The sequence below is a fragment of the Bacillus sp. TH17 genome, from assembly GCF_016651125.1.
Classification (GTDB): domain Bacteria; phylum Bacillota; class Bacilli; order Bacillales; family Bacillaceae_G; genus Bacillus_A; species Bacillus_A mycoides.
Genome location: NZ_JAEKEN010000001.1, coordinates 4,713,991 through 4,734,074, shown reverse-complemented (window position 1 = coordinate 4,734,074; position 20,084 = coordinate 4,713,991). Strand labels below are relative to the sequence as shown.

The 20,084-nt window shown below is 35.1% G+C and carries 9 protein-coding genes and 1 pseudogene; 6 read left to right on the top strand and 4 right to left on the bottom strand.

Annotated elements, in window-relative coordinates; translation table 11 throughout:
* Positions 1 to 26: 26 nt before the first annotated feature.
* The 3 genes and pseudogenes from JFT95_RS24345 to map form a co-directional block, all read right to left on the bottom strand.
* A pseudogene (locus tag JFT95_RS24345) lies at positions 27 to 1,427 on the bottom strand (M28 family metallopeptidase).
* A 494-nt stretch (positions 1,428 to 1,921) separates the two neighbouring features.
* Entirely contained in the window at positions 1,922 to 11,917 is a 9,996-nt protein-coding gene (locus tag JFT95_RS24340; protein ID WP_201053448.1) for a SpaA isopeptide-forming pilin-related protein, read from the bottom strand.
* Positions 11,918 to 12,703: 786 nt separating this feature from the next.
* Complete coding sequence (gene map / locus JFT95_RS24335; protein ID WP_080001788.1) at positions 12,704 to 13,498, bottom strand: type I methionyl aminopeptidase; 795 nt, start codon at positions 13,496 to 13,498, stop codon at positions 12,704 to 12,706.
* A 157-nt stretch (positions 13,499 to 13,655) separates the two neighbouring features.
* On the opposite strand from map, the gene JFT95_RS24330 reads away from it, so the two are divergent.
* From JFT95_RS24330 to JFT95_RS24315, 4 genes are read left to right on the top strand one after another with little or no spacing between them, the layout of a single operon-like run.
* Positions 13,656 to 14,558 carry an ABC transporter ATP-binding protein gene (locus tag JFT95_RS24330; RefSeq protein WP_201053446.1) on the top strand — a complete coding sequence of 301 codons (903 nt, stop codon included), beginning with the start codon at positions 13,656 to 13,658 and terminating at the stop codon, positions 14,556 to 14,558.
* Positions 14,555 to 15,289 carry an ABC transporter permease gene (locus tag JFT95_RS24325; RefSeq protein WP_016093649.1) on the top strand — a complete coding sequence of 245 codons (735 nt, stop codon included), beginning with the start codon at positions 14,555 to 14,557 and terminating at the stop codon, positions 15,287 to 15,289. The genes JFT95_RS24330 and JFT95_RS24325 overlap by 4 nt, the downstream gene beginning before the upstream one ends.
* Entirely contained in the window at positions 15,290 to 16,420 is a 1,131-nt protein-coding gene (locus JFT95_RS24320) for a sensor histidine kinase (protein WP_201053444.1), read from the top strand.
* The gene (locus tag JFT95_RS24315) at positions 16,417 to 17,019 is read left to right on the top strand and encodes a response regulator transcription factor (protein WP_044438293.1); all 603 of its coding nucleotides are present in this window, start codon (positions 16,417 to 16,419) and stop codon (positions 17,017 to 17,019) included. Before JFT95_RS24320 ends, JFT95_RS24315 begins: the two co-directional genes overlap by 4 nt.
* A 39-nt stretch (positions 17,020 to 17,058) precedes the next feature.
* Here JFT95_RS24315 and JFT95_RS24310 read toward each other — a convergent pair whose 3' ends face one another.
* Complete coding sequence (locus JFT95_RS24310) at positions 17,059 to 18,819, bottom strand: M4 family metallopeptidase (protein WP_201053442.1); 1,761 nt, start codon at positions 18,817 to 18,819, stop codon at positions 17,059 to 17,061.
* Between the two features lie 170 nt (positions 18,820 to 18,989).
* Here JFT95_RS24310 and plcR point away from each other — a divergent pair, with 170 nt between their 5' ends.
* Both plcR and JFT95_RS24300 read left to right on the top strand, forming a co-directional pair.
* Positions 18,990 to 19,847 carry a transcriptional regulator PlcR gene (plcR, locus tag JFT95_RS24305; protein ID WP_002089781.1) on the top strand — a complete coding sequence of 286 codons (858 nt, stop codon included), beginning with the start codon at positions 18,990 to 18,992 and terminating at the stop codon, positions 19,845 to 19,847.
* Between the two features lie 87 nt (positions 19,848 to 19,934).
* A complete protein-coding gene (locus JFT95_RS24300) occupies positions 19,935 to 20,081 on the top strand; it encodes a quorum-sensing peptide PapR (protein WP_002034882.1) in 147 nt (48 codons plus the stop codon).
* The last annotated feature ends 3 nt before the right edge of the window (positions 20,082 to 20,084 follow it).

Sequence of the window (20,084 nt, the reverse complement as noted above, 5' to 3'; positions counted from 1 at the left end):
AATTAAATCAGTGGTCTTTTAAATGATTAAGCAGCTTTCTGTTCAGTTTGAGCAACAGGTTTTTGAAGGGTGTTATAAACACCAGTTCCGATAACTTCTAATGCCATTTTCATACGTTCTGGTGAAATGTTCTCAAATACATTATCTTGAGGCGTGTGATATACCTTTTCGATATGATAGATTAATGGATTCCAACTATCGACACCCATCCAAATAAATAGTGCAGAAGGAATACCCACTTCAGCAAATGGTACGTGATCACTAGAGCCGAATTTTCCTTGAAGAACGAGATCATTATTTAATTGTTTACCTGCTTGTAAGGCAGCATCTGTTACAAGGTTCGTTGATCCATCAGGAGTCATTGCATATAAATTCTTTGCTTTATCATAATTTGTTGCAACCATGTCTGCGTTAAAGACACCTAAAATTCGATCGCGTTCTTTTTGGGACAGACTATTAACATAATAATCAGAGCCAAGTAAGCCAGTTTCTTCAGAACCAAAAGCAATAAAACGAATTTCTTTATCAGTTTCTACATTTTGAAAAGCACGAGCTAATTCTAATACTAATCCTGTACCAGAAGCATTGTCATTTGCCCCAGGTGCTCCAACGACACTATCATAGTGTGAACTTACAACAACAGCTTTTTCATTACCTGTACTATTTTTTGGTTTCTTTTTAGCGATGACATTTAGGGATGTTAAATTAGATTCATGTCTCGCTTTTAGGGAAAGCATTGTTGTCTCTTTTTTAGCAATTTCTTCTTTAAACGCATTTCCTTGAGCATAAGCAAGACCAAAGACAGGGATAGACTGCTTTTTAGTTAAGCGAGGGTTGAAGGTTTGTCAGTAGTTGCCACGACCTCCAATTAAGCTGTATAAAAGCACACCTTTTGCTCCTTTACTAACAGCATTTTCAACTTGTTTATTATAATCTGCTACTGTTGCACCTCTTTCGAATAAAACAATTTTTCCGTTTACCTCATTTGGAATATCGTCCAACTTTGTACCACCTTGAACAAAGATTAGCGGAGCTGTAACAGCTTCTGTAGAAATTAGTGCATTTGGAGCAGCGCCAGCTTGCCAATTACGCTTTGTGGATAATGGTGATTCAATAAATCCAACGTATTGATCTGGCACTTGAAATGGTTGATATTCTACTTCATAGCCCATTGATTTAAGCTGCATACCAACGTAGCGAGAAGCCCATTCTTCTGATTTTGTCCCACCAGGGCGAGGACCAATTGTTTCGGATAAGAAACGGATATGTTCGATGGCGCGGCTTGCATCAACTTGTTTTGTGATAGGTGAAGTCTGTGTGATTTCTGACGTGGAATCAGCTTTGGCTTGTCCGATTGGAGCTAAGCTAACGGCGAGTGATACAGCAAGCAAGGAGCTTACTATTTTTTGTTTCAGTGATTTTCTCATTTTTTCCTCTCCCATTCTTCTATTCTCTCTGACTGACAAAAGAAGACGGATAACGACTATATTTTACTTTTGTATGTCTGAATTTTCAATAAATATATGTTGAGAAATAAAAAATGCTATATGCACATTTGCATATTTTTAGCGGATATATGTATGCTATCATTTTAAATGAAGGATCGCTTTCAGTTCTGAAGGCTCCTACATTGCATGAATCTAGTGTACCCAAACTTTAGATTATGTAGGGAAAAGGGATCCGTTATAGGGTTTCTTTTCTTTTGTTTTGTTTCAATCATGTGATGGTAACTATGTTTCCGCATTTCATAATTGTCATCAGTGATATATGTAAGGCATCCATATGAAAATACGAGGCTGTTCAAGAGTTTTCCGTACTTTTGGACAGCCTCACCCCGTTAAAAAGACGATACTTTGTGTATCGTCTTTTTTGCACAAAAAAACAGCCAATCAACTAATAAATTGATTGGCTGTAAAACATATTATTTATAATGTTTTTTACGTTTTGTGGCTAAAATACTTAACAATCCAGCTAGTAGAAGAACGATACCTGCTGCTTGTGTATGATCTTCTTTATGACCTGTATTTGGAAGTTTTTTATCTATATTTCGATCATCTTGCTGTTTGTTTGTCTGTGTTTCAGGATTTCCTTTTTCTAGTTCCTCGGAAGTTTCTTTTCCGTGAGTCTCAGGATTTCCTTTTTCTAGTTCTTCGGAAGTTTCTTTTCCATGAGTCTCAGGATTTCCTTTTTCTAGCTCTTCGGAAGTTTCTTTTCCTGGTTTCTCCTCTTTATTTGGAGGAGTAATTGGTTTATCATCTCCACCTGGTGAAGATTCGATCTTCTTATTTGAAACTGTAATTTGTAGTGGTGTAGCTTGAGCTTTTTCAATTGTAAAGCTTATCGGTGAAGCATCTAATTGATAGCCTTCAGGAGCCGTTGTTTCCACTAATTGATAATTACCAGGTTTTAAATCATTTACGATTAATTTACCGTGTTGGTCTGTTTTTAGGCCTTCTCGGATTATTTTTCCATCGTGGTCTAAGATATTGAAAATGGCACCTTCAAGTGTTCCACGGTGATCAATATCAACTTTAGTTAACTCAATTGAACCTGTTGTTAAGTTATTTAAAGCTTTAACAGAGGTAACCCCAGATTGTCCCTTCGTAATTGTGAAAGGAATTGGCTTAGCACTTAAATCATAGCCAGTAGGAGCTTTTACTTCAATAAATTGATAGTCTCCTGGACGTAAATCAGAAACGCTAATTTTCCCATCTTTATCAGTAGTTAAATTAGTACGAACATCATTGCCGCTTTGATCAACGACTTTAAAGATAGCACCTTCAAGAGTAGAGCTGTCAATGTCGTCAAGCTTAATTAATTCGACCGAACCTTTAGTTAAGCTATTAGTAGCAGTAACAGAAGCTTTAGCCGTTTGACTCTTTTCAACAGTAAACTTGATAGGGTTTTGATTTAAGTCGTAATGAGTAGGAGCCTTTGTTTCAACGAATTGATAGTCTCCTGGACGTAAATCAGAAACGCTAATTTTCCCATCTTTATTAGTAGTTAAATCAGTACGAACATCGTTGCCGTTTTGATCAACGACTTTAAAGATAGCACCTTCAAGAGTAGAGTTGTCAACGTCGTCGACTTTAGTTAATTCAACAGCGCCCTTCGTTAAGCTATTCGTAGCGGTAACAGAAGCTTTAGCTGTTTGACTCTTTTCAACAGTAAACTTGATAGGATTTTGATTTAAGTCGTAATGCAGAGGAGCCTTTGTTTCAACGAACTGATAGTCTCCCGGACGTAAATCAGAAACAGAGATTTTTCCATTTTTATCAGTAGTTAAATCAGAACGGACGTCTTTTCCGTTCATATCAACGATTTTAAATACTGCACCTTTAAGGACAGAACCGTCAACGTCATCCACTTTGGAAAGTTCCACAGCGCCTTTTGTTAAGCTGTTTTTAGCAGTAACGGAAGCGATTTTTTCTTGTCCTTTTTTAACTGTGAATTTAATAGGTGTTTCGTTTAAGTCATAGTGATTAGGAGCTTTTGTTTCGATAAACTCATAGTCTCCTGGTGGTAATTCATCCACAACTAAACGGCCGTTTTTATCAGTAGTTAAATCAGTACGGACGTCGTGTCCATCCTTATTAACAATTTTAAATACCGCACCTTCAAGTGTTGTGTTTTCTTCAACATCGTCAACTTTAATTAACTCCACACTACCTTTCGTTAAGCTGTTCGTAGCTGTAACGAAGACATGTTTTGTTTGACTTCTTTCAATTATGAACTTAATCGGTTCTTCATTTAAGTCATAATGTTTCGGAGCTTTCGTTTCAATAAATTGATAGTCTCCAGGTTGTAAGTCTTTAGCGATGATTTTTCCGTCTTTATTGGTAACTAAATTCGTACGAATGTCGTTACCGTTCATATCAGTAATTTTAAATACAGCACCTTCAAGTACTTCTTTCTTATCTACAGAGTCAACTTTTGTTAATTCCGCGCCACCTTTTGTTAGGCCGTTTTTAGCAGTAACAGAAACGTGAGTTGGTTGACTTTTCTCGATAGTGAAAGGGATCGGTGTTTTATTTAAATCATAATGTTTCGGAGCTTTCGTTTCAACGAATTGATAATCTCCTGGGCGTAAATTAGAAACAGAAATTTTTCCTTCTTGGTCAGTAGTTAAATCGGTGCGAACAATTTTACCATTCGCATCAACGATGTTAAATACAGCACCAGAAAGTTTTGTATCTGGGTTTACATCATCTACTTTAATTAACTCTACAGCACCTTCAGTTAAGCTGTTAGTAGCAGTAACTTGCAGCTGTTCTTTTTGGCTTTTCTTAACTGCAAATTTAATTGGTGTATCATTTAATTTATAGTGTTCAGGGGCTGTCGTTTCAATAAACTGGTAGTCTCCCGGACGTAAATCAGGAACAGCAACTTTACCATATGCATCTGTCGTAAGATCAGTGCGAACATCATTACCGTTCATATCAACAATTTTAAATACAGCACCTTTAAGGACAGTACCATCAATATCATCTACTTTAGAAAGCTCGACTGCACCTTTCGTTAAACTGTTTTTAGCGGTAACAGAAATAGGTTCAGCTTGTCCTTTTTCGATTGTGAATGGAATTGGTTCTTTATTTAAATCGTAGTGTTTCGGCGCTGTTGTCTCGATGAATTGATAATCACCAGGACGCAGGTCAGAAACGCTAATTTTACCTTGTTGATTCGTGATAAGATCTTTGCGAATCACATCGTCATTCATATTAACAATTTTAAATACTGCGCCCTCAAGAGTAGTGCCATCGACGTCATCCACTTTAGAAAGTTCCACGCCGCCTTTTGTTAAGCTATTTTTCATAGTAACAGTAGCGATACTTACTTGGCTTTTCTCAATTGTAAATACGATAGGTTTTTTATCTAAATCGTAATGTTTAGGAGCTGTTGTTTCAACAAATTGATACGTACCAGGACGTAGGTTCTCAACAACGATTTTCCCTTCACCGTTTGTTTTTAAATCTGTTTTAAGTACTTTTCCATTTTGATCTAGTAAATTAAATACAGCATCGGCAAGTTTTGTTTGATCGTTTAAATCATCAACTTTAAGTAGTTCGATACTACCTTGTTGTAAGCTATTTTTAGCAGTTAAAGAAATAGCTTTCTTCTGTCCTTTTTCAATAGTGAAATCAATAGGTGTTTCATCTAAAACGTAATGCTTCGGGGCCTTCGTTTCAATGAATTGGTAATCACCAGGACGTAGGTCGTTAATTTCGATTTTACTTTGTTTATTTGTAACAAGGTCTTTACGAATTACATCACCGTTCATATTAACAATTTTGAATACCGCACCTTCAAGGGTAGTACCGTCAACATCATCTACTTTAGAAAGTTCCACAGCACCTTTTGTTAAAGCATTTGTAGCCGTAACAAGAAGTGTTTCTGTTTGGCTTTTCTTAATTGTAAATACGATAGGTTTTTTATTTAAATCGTAATGTTCAGGAGCTGTTGTCTCAACGAATTGATACGTACCAGGACGTAGATTTTCAACAACAATTTTTCCTTCATCATTTGTTTTTAAGCCTTCTTCAACTAGTTCTCCGTCTGCATCTAATAAATTAAATACAGCGTTAGCAAGTTTTGTATCGATATCAATATCGTCAATTTTAGTTAATTCAACGCTACCTTTTGTTAAAGTGTTCTTACCTGTAACAGTAATCTTTTTCGTTTGACTTCTTTCAATTGTAAATGGAATCGGTGTTCCGTCTAACACATAATGTTCAGGAGCCTGAGTTTCAATAAATTGATAGTCTCCCGGACGTAAATCAGAAACAGAAATTTCGCCGTTGTCGTCTGTAACAAGGTTTGTATGAACTTCCTTACCGTCCATGTCAACGATTTTAAAGATTGCACCTTTCAGCATCGTACGATCGATGTCATCAATTTTTGTTAAAGTGACAGCACCTTTCGTTAAGCTGTTTTTAGCAGTAACGGTAATATTTTCATTTTGACTTTTTCCGATAGTGAACGGAATAGGGTCTTTGCTTAAGTCATAGTCTTTTGGAGCTTTTACTTCAATAAATTGATAATCTCCCGGACGTAAATCAGAAGCGGTAACTATACCGTTCTCATCAGTCGTTAAGCCTTTGCGAATTACCTTTTTAGTGTCATGAGCGTCAACGATTATAAATTCCGCACCTTCAAGTGTAGTGCCATCAACGTCATCTACTTTTGTTAAAGTGACGCCACCTGTAAGTAAACTATTTTTCACAGTGACAGGTACAGGTAAATCTGCCTCGTTACCTTTTTTAATCGTGAACTTAATAGGTGTTTGATCTAATTTATAATGTTCAGGGGCTGCGGTTTCAATAAATTGATAATCCCCTGGTGCTAAATCAGGAATAACTAATATTCCGTGTTCATCTGTTGTTAAATCTTTCATAATTTCCTTGCCAGTTGCGTCTTGTAATGTGAATACCGCACCAGCAAGAGTTATATTGCTTTCCACATCATCTTCTTTAATTAGTTTGACTTTACCTTTCGTCAAGCTATTTTTAAATGTAAGTGGAAGGAGTTCTTTTTGACTCTTTTCAATTGTAAATTCAATAGGCTCTATATTTACATCGTAGTAAATAGGAGCTTTTGTTTCGACAATTTTGTATTTGCCAGGACGTAAATCTTTTACTACTAATTTTCCCTCTTTATCAGTAGTAAGGTTTGTATGAACGTCTTCATCTTTGTCGTTAACGATTTTAAATACGGCATCTTCAAGTTTTTCTTTATCGTTTAAAGAATCTACTTTCGTTAATTCGATACCGCCTTTAGTTAAGCTGTTTGTAGCTGTAATAGATTTTGTAGCAGTTTGACTTTTCTCGATAGTGAAATCAATCGGTTTCTTGTTTAAATCATAGTGTTCAGGAGCTTTTGTTTCGATGAACTGATATTTACTAGGATGTAGTCCAGAAACAGCTATTTTCCCTTCTTTGTTAGTAATAAGGTTCATATGAACATCTTTTCCGTTTTCGTCAACGATCTTGAAGACTGCTCCTTCAAGAGCAGTTCCATCCACATCATCCACTTTTAATAGTTCAACATTACCCGGTACTAAACGATTTTCTGCTGTAACAGTGATGATTTCTTTTTGGCCCTTCTCAATTGTGAAGTTGATAGGTTCTGTGCTTAGTTTATAATGCTCAGGAGCCTGTGTTTCAACAAATTGATATTTGCCAGGACGTAAATCAGAAACCTTAATTTTCCCTTCAGCATCTGTAGTTAAGTCAGTACGAACATCTTTTCCGTGTTCGTCAATAACCTTGAAGACTGCACCTTCTAGAGATTCTTTCTTATCAACGTTATCAACTTTTACTAATTCAGCGTCACCTTTCGTTAAACTGTTCTTTGCAGTAACAGAAACGAAGGAGGTTTGACTTTTTTCAATAGTGAAATCAATCGATTCTTTATTTAATTCATAGTACTTAGGAGCTTCTGTTTCGATAAATTTATATTTACCAGGCTCTAAGTTTTTAACGATTAACTTTCCATCTGATCCTGTTTTTAAGTTTTGTTGAATTGTATCGCCTTTTTCATTGACAATTTTAAATACCGCACCTTCAAGAGTTACATTTTCTTCAACGTCGTCAACTTTCGTTAAAGTGACGCCACCTTTAATTAGGTTATTTTCTGCTTTGACAGAGACCGCCTTTGTTTGTCCTTTTTCAATTTCAAACTTAATAGGTGTCGGGTCTGTAACGTAATGAAGAGGAGCTTGTGTCTCAACAAATTGATATTTGCCAGGACGTAAGTCTTTTACTTCAATATATCCATCTTTATTTGTTGTTAATTGTTCATAGCCAGGGATTACTTTACCTTTTTCGTCTTGTAAGCTAAAAATGGCACCTTCAAGAAGTTTCTTATTCTCATCAAATTTCGTTAAGATGACTGAACCCTTCTTCAGACTATTTTTAGCAGTTACATTAATTACTGTTGTTTGATCTTCTGAGATAGTAAACCAGATTGGTTGGCTATTTAGATCATAATGAACTGGAGCTTCGATTTCTTTTAATTGATAAGTTCCAGGTTTCAATGGATCTACAGTAATTTGTCCATTTTCATTAGTTGTTAATTTTTCGTAGCCAGGAATTACTTTGTTATTTCTATCTAGTAAGGCGAAAACTGCACCTTTAAGTGTTTCGTTATTGTTCAGGTCATCAACCTTTGTAAGCACAGCTTTACCAACGAATTTCTTATTGCTAAGTTTGTATGTTGTCGTTTCTTGTGAACCAAGTTCAACAAGTCTGCCTTGCTTTAAATCCCAGCTAATTACATAGCCTGCTGGGGCCTTCGTTTCTTTTAATAAATATTTATCGCGTTTTAAGTTATTAAACTTAGCGATACCGTCTTTGTCTGTTGTTATTTTACGGATAATGGTTTTCCCTGTACGATCGTATAAAGTAAATTCTGCTCCGGCCAATGGTGCGTTCTTATTGTCGTTATCTACCTTTATAATTTCAAGGTTTCCGCGGCCCTTAGTAGCAGATCCTCCGCCCGAACCGGAAGACATTCGAACTTCAATCGTTTCAGTAGTTTCAGTATTTTTTACTGTTAAACTATTACCTGCGATTTTTGCTTTATTACTCACTTTTTCTTTATCGTCCGCATTAATAAATGAGCGGTATTCTAAAATATAAGCTCGATCAATTTTTTTCAAGAAAGCAATTTCGAAATGCTGCTTTCCAGTATTATTGTCTGTTGTGATCGTTAACTTATAATCTGTTCCTTGTTTTAATTCATTTGCTGTATCTTTTGTTAAATTTCCATATGGATCAACAGTTGTAGGATATAAGTGGAATGAATCTTCCACAAGTACTTGATTGTCTGTTGGATCGTCTGTTACAACTGCGTCTGCAATGGTTGATTGGCTTTCGTTAATTGCAATACTCCAATTAATATAGTTGTCGTCTTGCACAGCTTTTTTTGTAACGAAGCTGCCACCTTTATTTACTTGAGCATCACCTTTAAGATTGTTAACAATTTTAGAGCCATCTTTTAACTCCGCCTCGTTGTTGTAGGTACCTTGGATAAGCTCACCATCAAGGCTTGTTTTAAAGATAATATAATAAGGTGAATTAATTGATTGTTTGAAATGAACCTTTAGGGTGTTTTTATTTTTATCTGTAGGTTCTTCAAGTTCATATTTCTCAGTTGGTACAGCATTACCAGGTCTTGCATTATCAGGACTTCCATTTAAAATCATATCGCGCACTTCAATGGATCCTGGTACTAACTTTTGTTTATCTTTTATTACGTCTATAACATAAGGATCTTTAATCTCAACATTATTATAATTAAAGCCTATTATCCAAGTAATTTCTTTTGTTTGGGCGTTATAAGACCCGTATTTATATCCATTCGCCTTTGTGAAAGTATCAGGATCAAAATTTGCTTCATCTTTATTTGATTGTGGTTTGGAATCTGCATCTATCCAAGATATGTTACCTGTATTTTTAAAGGAAGTTTTACCACTTTCCAATTTTGTATAATCAAAGTCTGTCGTATATTTTACGACTAATGTCTTTGTCATATTAGACTGATATGTGCCTATAAGGGTAATTTTGAAACCTTTATCCGTCACATCTAAAACATAGTCAGTCTCAGCTTGAAGAGTATAATCTCCGTCTTTAATTTCTAGTTGCTTATCTTTTAATTGCAATCCACCATGATCAAAGGTATCCGTAATGGTCGCGTTGTTTAATGGATAGTTGTTATTATTTACTATAATTGTCCAAGTTGTTGTTTTGTCTTTGTAGTTTGTGTCAGCTTTATTATTAGATTTAATAATGTTTTGCTGCTTGAAGCTAGCCTCATTTTCTTTACTTGAACCATTATCTGCGGTAACTGTATTTTTGACTTTTCCATCTTTTATGACTTTATCAGTTGGCTTTGTTTTATAAGTGATTACATAAGCACTGTTAATATCTTCATTAAATTGTAAATCGAACCCATTGTTCTTTTTGTTTACAGTGTAATTATTAGCAGTATCACCAGTCACAAGTTTTCCTTTATCATCATAAGCAGCATTTTTTACGACAATAGAATTTTCATCAAGTTCATGTGTATTGTCAAAAATATCTTTTAAAAGCGCATCTGTTTTTTTGATATCTCTTTGATCGCCATTGTAAGTAATTGTCCATTCGATTGTTTGTGTCTTGGGATCATATTTACTTGTTTTATCTAAATGTGTACCACGAGATACAGTTACAGTGGCATTTGCTTTTTGTTGGGACTGATTATCGCTTGTTATCGTGACATCATTTCTGAAATTCGTTGCATTTTCATCGGTTATTTTTGTTGCATATTCAATTTGATACGCTTGATTGATTTTATCCTTAAAAGCAATCTCTAATTTTGAACCATCGGATGAAACGATTTTGTACTCACTTGGGTCAGCTTCCGCACCACGTTTTACGTTCCCGTTAATATCCACATCTAAATGATAAACTTTAATAGAGTCTTTATTTAGGCTTGTACCTTGTGGAATATTATCTTTGAAAACAGCGTTTGTAAGGGTATCCTTCGTTTTATTCATTTCTACTGTCCAATTAATTTCATTTGTATTAATTGGTCTATCAGGCAATCCTTTTTTGTTCGTAGCTGTTTCTATATTTGGTTTGAAATCAATTGTAATAGAAACATCTTTATCCTTAATTGGGAAAGGAATTTCCTGTGTTGTTGTCCCTTTGATTTCGTCTTTATTGAACTCTGTTTTTAATTTAAGATTACCAACAACATCTGGATGGGTTTCAACATATTCGTTAAATGTCATGGTGACTTTCCCATCTTTTGTAACGATAAATTCCCCAATCACATTATTTTTATCATCATATAAGGGGCTTTTAATTGTATTGTAAATCTTAAAATGTTTCGGAAGATCAAAAATATAGTAATCTCCACTTTTTACATTCATTGATTTTAACAGCTCCCATTCAAACTCAATGTTGGCAGGGGAATCTGTGCTCGGACGATTATCATCGTTATTAAATGGTTTCCCATCCTTGTCCGTCAATTTTACACTTGTTAAAATTTTCTCCGTTATTTGTTTTGGAGATGGATCCGGATTCTCAGTAGGGTTGTTAACTGACTCTTGTTCCGGATTCTCAGCAGGCTTGTTAGCTGTATTTTGTTCCGGATTCTCAGCAGTTTTGTTAGTTGGGTCTTGTTCTAGATTCTTAGCAGGTTTGTTAGCTGTGTTTTGTTCTGGATTTCCAGCAGGTTTGCTAGCTGTGTTTTGTTCTGGATTCTCAGCAGATTTGTTAGCTGCATTTTGTTCCGGATTCTCAGTAGCAGGCGTAGCTGGATCTTGTTCTTGCTTCCCGGTAGCAGGTTTAGCTACATCTTTTTCAGCTTCTTTAACCGGTTGTTCTTTATCTTTAGTATCTTCCAATTGAACAGGAACGGATATAGAATGAATCATCGTACCTAAAGGAAAAGCAATTTGAACTGATTTTGTATCGGATTTTAAAGTTGGATTAAATACAGTTTCAAGTTTAATTTTACCTTTAGCATCTTTTGAAGTTTCTACTTGATCATTAAATATTAGTTTCAGTTTGTTATCTTTAGCTGTCACAAAATATTGACCAATATGTTTTTGATCAACCACCAAATCTCCTTGCGTATCTTTAGATACTTTTAATGCAAGTGGTATTTGAAGCACTGCTGTATCGTTTGCATGTAAAACTTGAGAATCTTTTATTGACCAAGCATATTCTAACTGAATGGTGGATCCTATCTTTATTAAGTTTTTAGGATTTAGTGCTTCGTCAATAATATGACCAGTTGCATCTTTCATTTCAACAGTGTCAAATAAAGAAGTTTCCTTTAACGTTTCAGCTTTTGCTTGATTGTATGGGAAACTAATAAACTGTGAAAATAGTACAAATACAATTAAACATATATTTAAAAGTTTTTTCATTTTTCCTCCCTTGAACATTCATTTGTCCATTGGGGACTTATTCCATATGAACAAATGGAATATAAAAAAGTTATTTGTTATAAGCTATTTGTTTTTACTATCCCTCCGTTTCTATACACGTTCTCTGATAAAAACAAATTATGTTCAAAGTAATATTATGTATAACGTAAAACAAAATGCATATTCAAACAGTTATATGGAATGAAATATGCATAATTCGACAAAAAATGTCGAAAAAACACTGATAAAAGGAACGATATCAGCCCTTTATATGTGAGATGATTTTCATGTAAAGTTGGTAAAAAAGAATGGTTATAAAGGTAAGTTTTACGATACATGCTAACCAAAGTAATGTATCCCATTGTGAAGGCCAGTTTTTCGCCTTAAAGTTATGTGGAAATAAAAATCTAGATAGGGTTGATTTTGGTCAGGATGAAGACAATATGTACTTTGAACATAGTCATCTGTTTTGTCAAAAGAGAGTTGTACGCTTAGTGGACCGAAGTTTAGGTATTATTGTTCCTTACATATTAGACGAATATAAGGTGTTTAGAATATTCGACTAAATCATTTCTCCGGTCATTTTTGAAGTTATTTTACATAATAAAAAAGAAGGTATTTCAAACTATAGTGATATCATCTTTTGTTAAAGATAATGATGAATAACCTCCGCTAAAGATTATATACTTAAATGATAAAGAGTTCAATAACATTTCATATATTTTCCAAAAGTGAAAAAAACGACCGTTTTAGTAGAAGAAATCTACAAATCGATCGTTTTTTATTTTAGATTTCTGTTAGAATAATCGGTTCACCGCGTGTTACAACAACTGTATGTTCACATTGTGCAACAAGGCTTTTATCTGGTGTAACGAATGTCCAACCATCATCACCACGCTCAATAATATGATCAGCTTTCATAGAAATAAATGGTTCTACAGCGATAACAAGGCCGTCTTTTAGAAGCGCATTATCCATTGGATCATAGTAGCTTAAAATGTGGTTTGGAGCTTCGTGTAAGCTAAGACCAATACCGTGACCAGTTAAGTTTTGAATAACGTTATATCCACTTTTATGTGCAAAATTAGAAACAGCACGACCAATTTGATTTTGTTTTGAGCCAGCTTTTACTTTTTTCATTGCTTCCCAAAATGAGTCTACTGCTGCTTGGCAAAGTTTTTCTTTTTCTTCATCGTCGCCAAGAACAAATGAGATACCTGTATCTGCATAATATCCGTCAAGTGCGGCCGATACGTCTACGTTTACTAAATCGCCTTCTTTTAATACGCGATCGCTTGGAATGCCGTGAGCAACTTCTTCGTTTACACTAATGCAAGTTACACCTGGGAATTTATATTCTTTTTCAGGCGCTGAAATAGCACCGTGCTCATCTAATACTTTTTTACCAATTAAATCAAGCTCTTTCGTTGTCATACCTGGCTTCGCTTGCTTTTTCATTTCTTCGCGTGCAAGTGCAACGATGCGGCCGATTTTTCGTAAACCTTCTAAATCTTGTTCATTACGAATAATCATGAAAACCACTGTCCTTCCTCGAATATATGTCTTATCCGATTGTATCATGTTTATTTTTGTACTGCTACTCGCGTGCGGTATGCGGGTTGATTTCTCTCATAAAGAATACATGACAATTGTCATATTGATGTCATGACGCATCATACTGTTTCCTAACTTTTCCAGAACATACAATGTAAATATAAGAAACGGCGGGGGTGGAGAGATGGAAAAGATTATTGAAGTAAATGGTGTTTCTAAAACATTTAAACATAAAAAAGCAGTAAATAACGTTTCATTTCATGTAAATAAAGGGCAAATAGTAGCATTACTCGGTCCAAATGGTGCGGGGAAAACAACGACAATTTCAATGATGCTCGGATTAAAAGATCCGACAGAGGGGAATGTCTCTATATTTGGAAAGAGTCCGAAGCATAGAGATGTTCGTAATGGCCTTGGTGCGATGCTACAAGAAGTAAGTGTAATTGATAGTATCACGGTAGAAGAGGCAATTGAGTTATTCCGTAGTTATTATACGAATCCTGTAGAGAAAGAAATATTACTGCAGTTGTCAAACTTAGAACCAGAAAGAAAGCAAAGATGTGAGAAATTATCGGGCGGTCAAAAAAGAAGGTTAAATTTTGCGCTGGCACTTGCAGGGAATCCAGAGTTGTTATTTTTAGATGAACCAACTGTAGGGATGGACATAACATCTCGAAAAACGTTTTGGGAAACGATTAGAAAATTAGCAAGTGAAGGGAAAACGATTATTTTAACAACACATTATTTAGAAGAAGCGGATGCGCTAGCAGATCGAATTTTATTATTTGCGAACGGAAAGATTATCGCAGATGGCACACCAGATGAGATGAAAGCGACGATTTCTCGAAAAACAATCTCGTTTTATTCGAAAGAGAAAATTCCTAAGAGTTTACTAAAGGAATTACCGCATGTAACAGAAGTACAGTCAAATGAAGGGCGCTTCACTTTAACGACGGAAGATACAGATGCCACTTTACAAGCAATTTATCAGAGGAATCTACCTGTAACAGACGTTTCAGTTGAACGTGGAAGCCTCGATGAAGCATTTGAACAGTTTGTTGCAAATCAGAAGGAGGGAATCGCATGAGAGCATTATGGATGCAATGTAAAATAGAGGTTTTACGTACGTTCCGCAATAAATTATTCATCTTTTTCTCATTATTAATGCCAGTTATGTTTTATTACATCTTTACAAATGTTGTTCAAGTCCCGCAAAACGGAGATGCATGGAAAGCACATTATTTAATTTCAATGGCGACTTTCAGTATTGTAGGGACTGCCCTTTTTAGTTTCGGTGTGAGACTTTCTCAGGAAAAAGGGCAAGGATGGACACATTTGTTAAAAATTACACCGCTTCCAGAGGGGGCATATTTAGCAGCTAAAATTATTGCTCAAACAGTAGTGAATGCTTTTTCAATCTTAGTTATTTTTATGGCAGGAATATTAATTAATAATGTTGAGTTAACGATAGGCCAATGGATTGGTGCCGGATTATGGCTATTACTAGGCGTGACACCATTTTTAGCCCTTGGAACAGTAATAGGTTCAATTAAGAAGGCGGATGCAGCAGCTGGTTTAGCCAATATTTTAAATATGAGTCTAGCTGTAATCGGTGGATTATGGATGCCAATTGAAGTGTTCCCGAAAATATTAAGATCTATCGGTGAATGGACACCAACATACCACTTTGGAAGCGGTGCATGGGACATTGTAGCTGGAAAATCGATTGGGTGGGAAAATATCGCGGTACTAGGAGGTTATTTCCTTATATTTGTTGTAGTATCAATATATATAAGAAAAAGACAGGAAGCGGTATAAATGATAGAGAAGAAGAGGTTTGAAGTTTTTCCGAAACAGATGGGTTTCTTCCCGTATATGTGGTTAGTGTATCTGTTATTTCCGATTTACCATCTAACGCAGGTATCAGGGTGGAAACTTGGGATAGGGAGCGGTATGTTGGTGCTTTTTATTATCACATACCGTCAACTTTATTTTGTTAATAAGACGTTCATTTTATGGGCATGTATCCAAATGGTACTCATCTTTTTATTTGCCTTATTTTATAATGCTTTTATGATATTTTTTGGTTTTTTCACGGCAAGTGCGATGGGCTTTGCGCCAAGTAAGAAAGTATTTCGAGTGTTGTTAGGACTGTTGATTACAATGCTTGGGGCCTTTATATTCGTATATTTTAAGCATTTAACAACTACAAATTTAGTGAATATAGTTCCAATGTTTATTTTAATGCTTCTTACGCCATTTGGAATGCGTAATTTTAATCAAAAAAAGATGTTGAAAAATCAATTAAACGAAGCAAATGAACAAATTAAAGACTTAGTAAAACGTGAAGAGCGCCAGCGAATTGCAAGAGATCTTCATGACACGTTAGGACACACATTATCTCTTATTACTTTGAAAAGTCAGCTCGTGGAGAAGTTAATTGTGAAAAATCCAGATCGTGCAAGTATGGAAGCGAAGGAAATTACACAAACATCTCGCACCGCTTTAAAACAGCTGAGAGAATTAATTTCTGATATGCGTATGATTACAGTGGAAGAAGAACTTGAGCAAATAAAAGCGATTTTGCAAGCTGCCAATATTGAATTAGAAGTAAAGCAGGAGGCTAATTCTAGCTCGTTATCACCAATTGAACAAAATATTTTAGGTATGTGTTTACGTGAAGCTGTTACGAATGTCGTGAAGCATAGTAAGGCAAAGGCATGTACAGTTTCTATATTAGAATCACAAGGTGAGTTGATTTTGAAAGTAGAAGATAATGGCGTCGGTTTGGAAAATCAAAGTCATGATGGAAACGGTATTCGAGGTATGAAGGAGCGGATTTCTCTTATTGATGGAGTAGTTGAACTGGATACGATCAATCCAGGGACACTGTTAACGGTGAAAGTTCCAATTGTAATTAGAACAGGAAAAGATGAGGTGAGGGCATGATTCGAATTATTATTGCAGAAGATCAACGAATGCTTCGTGGTGCATTAGGAGCCCTGCTTGATCTAGAAGATGATATTGAAGTAGTTGGACAAGCGGCGAACGGTGAAGAGGCCTTAAAGTTAATTGAATCGTTAGAGCCAGATATAAGTATTATGGATATTGAAATGCCAATTCAAAGTGGATTAGATGTTGCAGAAACTTTAAAGAAAGAAAAATCATCTTGTAAAGTAATGATTTTAACAACATTTGCGCGTCCTGGGTATTTTGAAAGGGCAATGAAAGCTGGTGTGCACGGATATTTGTTAAAAGATAGCCCAAGTGAGGATTTAGCTTCGGCGATTCGTAACGTAATGAAAGGGAAACGAGAGATTTCTCAAGAGTTAATGTTTGGCTTATGGCAAGAGCAGAATCCGTTATCGGATCGTGAAAAAGAAGTGCTGTTACTTGCGAAAGAGGGAAAGACAGCAAATGAAATTGCGAAGGCACTTTATCTTTCACCTGGTACAGTGCGTAATTATATTTCTGAAGTATTAACCAAGCTCGATGCGAAAAATAGGATTGAGGCAATTACAATTGCGGAAGAAAAGGGATGGATATGAAAAAGAAGTTTACCTATAATCGGTAAACTTCTTTTTTGCTTATTTTCCTTGTTGTACTTCTACTACTTTACTAATTTTTGCTAGTGCTTTATATCCATGTGCTTGGAAAGCCTTTTCGAATTCTGTCGATGTTGTATTGCCATATAAATCTTTTGCAGCCTGTACGATGTGGGATTGAAGTGATTCAAAATCTTCTGCTGAAGTTGCGTAATTTTGCAATGCACGCATAACAACTTTACTTACTTTTTCATTTCCTTGTCTTTGAACAGATATACCGTTATACGTTTTACCTTCAGCTAATTGATATAATACATGGCTGATAATTCCAGAATTCACGTGAGATTCTTGATCATTTCCATCATTATAGAAATCTTTTAAGTTTGTGTATAGTTTGTTGCCGCCGTCACCAATTTCCCCTGGGATGTCACGAATTGTTAGACCACCTAACGTATCACCCATAATCCAATTTCCTTTATCTTTCTTTACGTAATATTCTATTTGTGTACCCCAAAAATCTGCTAGACCTTCATTTAGCGCAGATGTTTCAGCACTTGGATATCGCACAATTTTATTTTTCGTCGTACCACTAAATACAGCATGTCCAAATTCATGAGCTGTTACGTCAAGAGCAGAGGTTAATTTTCCATTTAGCCCGTCACCAAAGACCATTTGATTCCAACCTGGATGCCAAAATGCATTTACATAGTTTTCTTTTAGACCATCACTAACTTCAGTAGAATCAAATCCGTGGACGCTAGCAACAACTTTTGAGTCTTTATTATCGTAACTTTTCAGATTATGTTCTTTCTTAAAATAGTCGTAAATATCACTCATATTTTTCATAACACCAGCTGCTTCTTTATCTAAGAAGTTAGAGTTATCGCTTGAAATAAGTGTCCCTGGATAACCAGCTTGGCTATCGCCACCAAGGGAATCAGCGTAGTTTGCGTTGTAAATATAAATACCATTTCCGCGGGATAAATCAGCTAAATAAAATTTTCCATCAGACCCTTTCGCAATATTAAATAATACATTTTCTTGTAGCGCATTCTTCCCAGTTCCTTGTTCTTTCGCTGGTGATAGTTTAGGTGCTGTTACTTGATTAATAGTTTTATTCTCTTTATTTTTAATAAACTTTTCTTGGAAAAGTACTTCACCAGTTTGTAAGTCCATGATTGCATTTCCGTTTATAACTTGTTCATTGTTTTCATAAGTAAATGTAAGGACCGTTGCGTATGTATAGTAGCCATCTTTTTTCTTATAAACTACCGTTTCGCTAGAAAATTCTGTTTCTGTCGCATCACTTGGAATTTGAAGTATATTGCGTAATTTAGATTTTACTTCATTTTTCGACAAAAAATTTGTTATAGTAAGATTAAGTTGTTGGTCTAAATTTTGGGCAACTTTACCACTAACAGTTGTAATTACTCCATTTTTATCTACTTTTACAATGAGATCTTGACCATATACTTTATAGTTTTTGTATGTTTGTGCAAGGCGTAATTCGGTTTGATTTTCTTTTGTTTCTTTATTTGTAGGTTGAAAATCGACATTCTTTTCAGTAGTAACTTGCTCTTGTTGAGCTTTAGCCCCATTTACCTCACCTTTTAAATACTTTTTAGCAATATTCTCTTTTGTATCGTTTTGAGGTTGTGTTAATTTTCCAATTGTTAAACCAGGCTGAGCAATTTCAACTTTTACTTCATTTTTATCTAATTCTTGAGCGTGAATAGCTTCTGTTGATAAAGGACAAAGAAGACCGAATGTAACGAAAGCACTAGCAAGTTTTCTATAATTCATCTATAACACTCCTAATCTTGTATTGTGTATGTGAGATGAATTGTATGAGGAATTAGCCGAATTTTATATATATTATGCATTATTTCATATCAAAAATTGTCGAATGCACATTATTGTAGTGGTATGACAACTTAAAAAATTAGATTGTTATAATGGGACGGTGAGCAAGTATGCACGCAGAAAAACTAGGAAGCGAAATAAAGAAAATTAGGGGAATGAGAGGATTAACACAGAAACAACTCTCCGATAATGTATGTCATCAATCGGAGGTGAGCAGAATTGAGTCGGGCGCGGTATACCCAAGTATGGATATATTGCAAGGTATTGCAGCAAAATTACAAGTTCCCATTATTCATTTTTATGAGGTACTCATTTATTCCAATATTGAGAAGAAAAAGCAGTTTAAAGATCAAATTATTGTACTTTGTAAGCAAAAGAAATATAAAGAAATTTATAATAAAGTATGGAATGAGCTGAAAAAGGAAGAATATCACCCTGAGTTTCAGCAGTTTCTTCAATGGCAATATCATGTATCTGCGTATGTGTTGAAGAAGATTGATTATGAATATTGTATTCTAGAGTTAAAAAAGCTACTAAATCAACAATTAACTGGGATAGATATGTATCAAAATCTTTATATAGAAAATGCAATTGCAAATATTTATGCTGAAAATAGCTATTTTAAGAAGAGCATTGAGTTATTTGAAGATATATTAAAACAATTAGAGGCATTGCATGATAATGAAGAATTTGACGTGAAGGTAAGGTATAATCATGCAAAAGCATTATACTTAGATGATCAATATGAAGAGTCACTTTATCAAGTAAATAAAGCGATTGAAATATCATGCCGAATTAATAGTATGGCATTAATTGGACAGCTATATTATCAAAGAGGTGAATGCCTAGGGAAGTTGGAGTATGATGGGGCAGAGATTGAAGATGCATATAAAAAAGCAAGTTTCTTTTTTGATATATTAGAAATGCATGCATATAAAGAAGCGCTCGCAAATAAAATTAGTAGATAAAAAGCCTAAAAAATGGATATGCATAATTGCATACGATATGGATAAATTTTCATGATATATTAAAAGAAAAAACGTGGGTGATGGAATATGAAGAAACTACTTATTGGTAGTCTATTAACGTTAGCAATGGCATGGGGTATTTCACTAGGGGATACAGCTTTAGAGAAAAGCCAAGTAATTTCTCATAACGATCAAGAGGTACAATTAGCTGCGGATCTACCTTTTGAATATTAAAAA

Excerpts from the sequence above, each read along its gene's own strand:
- JFT95_RS24330 (WP_201053446.1), top strand. The coding sequence starts at position 13,656 with ATGGAAAAGATTATTGAAGTAAATGGTGTTTCTAAAACATTTAAACAT.
- JFT95_RS24320 (WP_201053444.1), top strand. The coding sequence starts at position 15,290 with ATGATAGAGAAGAAGAGGTTTGAAGTTTTTCCGAAACAGATGGGTTTC.
- JFT95_RS24300 (WP_002034882.1), top strand. The coding sequence starts at position 19,935 with ATGAAGAAACTACTTATTGGTAGTCTATTAACGTTAGCAATGGCATGG.
- JFT95_RS24315 (WP_044438293.1), top strand. The coding sequence starts at position 16,417 with ATGATTCGAATTATTATTGCAGAAGATCAACGAATGCTTCGTGGTGCA.
- map (WP_080001788.1), bottom strand. The coding sequence starts at position 13,498 with ATGATACAATCGGATAAGACATATATTCGAGGAAGGACAGTGGTTTTC.
- JFT95_RS24310 (WP_201053442.1), bottom strand. The coding sequence starts at position 18,819 with ATGAATTATAGAAAACTTGCTAGTGCTTTCGTTACATTCGGTCTTCTT.
- JFT95_RS24325 (WP_016093649.1), top strand. The coding sequence starts at position 14,555 with ATGAGAGCATTATGGATGCAATGTAAAATAGAGGTTTTACGTACGTTC.
- plcR (WP_002089781.1), top strand. The coding sequence starts at position 18,990 with ATGCACGCAGAAAAACTAGGAAGCGAAATAAAGAAAATTAGGGGAATG.
- JFT95_RS24340 (WP_201053448.1), bottom strand. The coding sequence starts at position 11,917 with ATGAAAAAACTTTTAAATATATGTTTAATTGTATTTGTACTATTTTCA.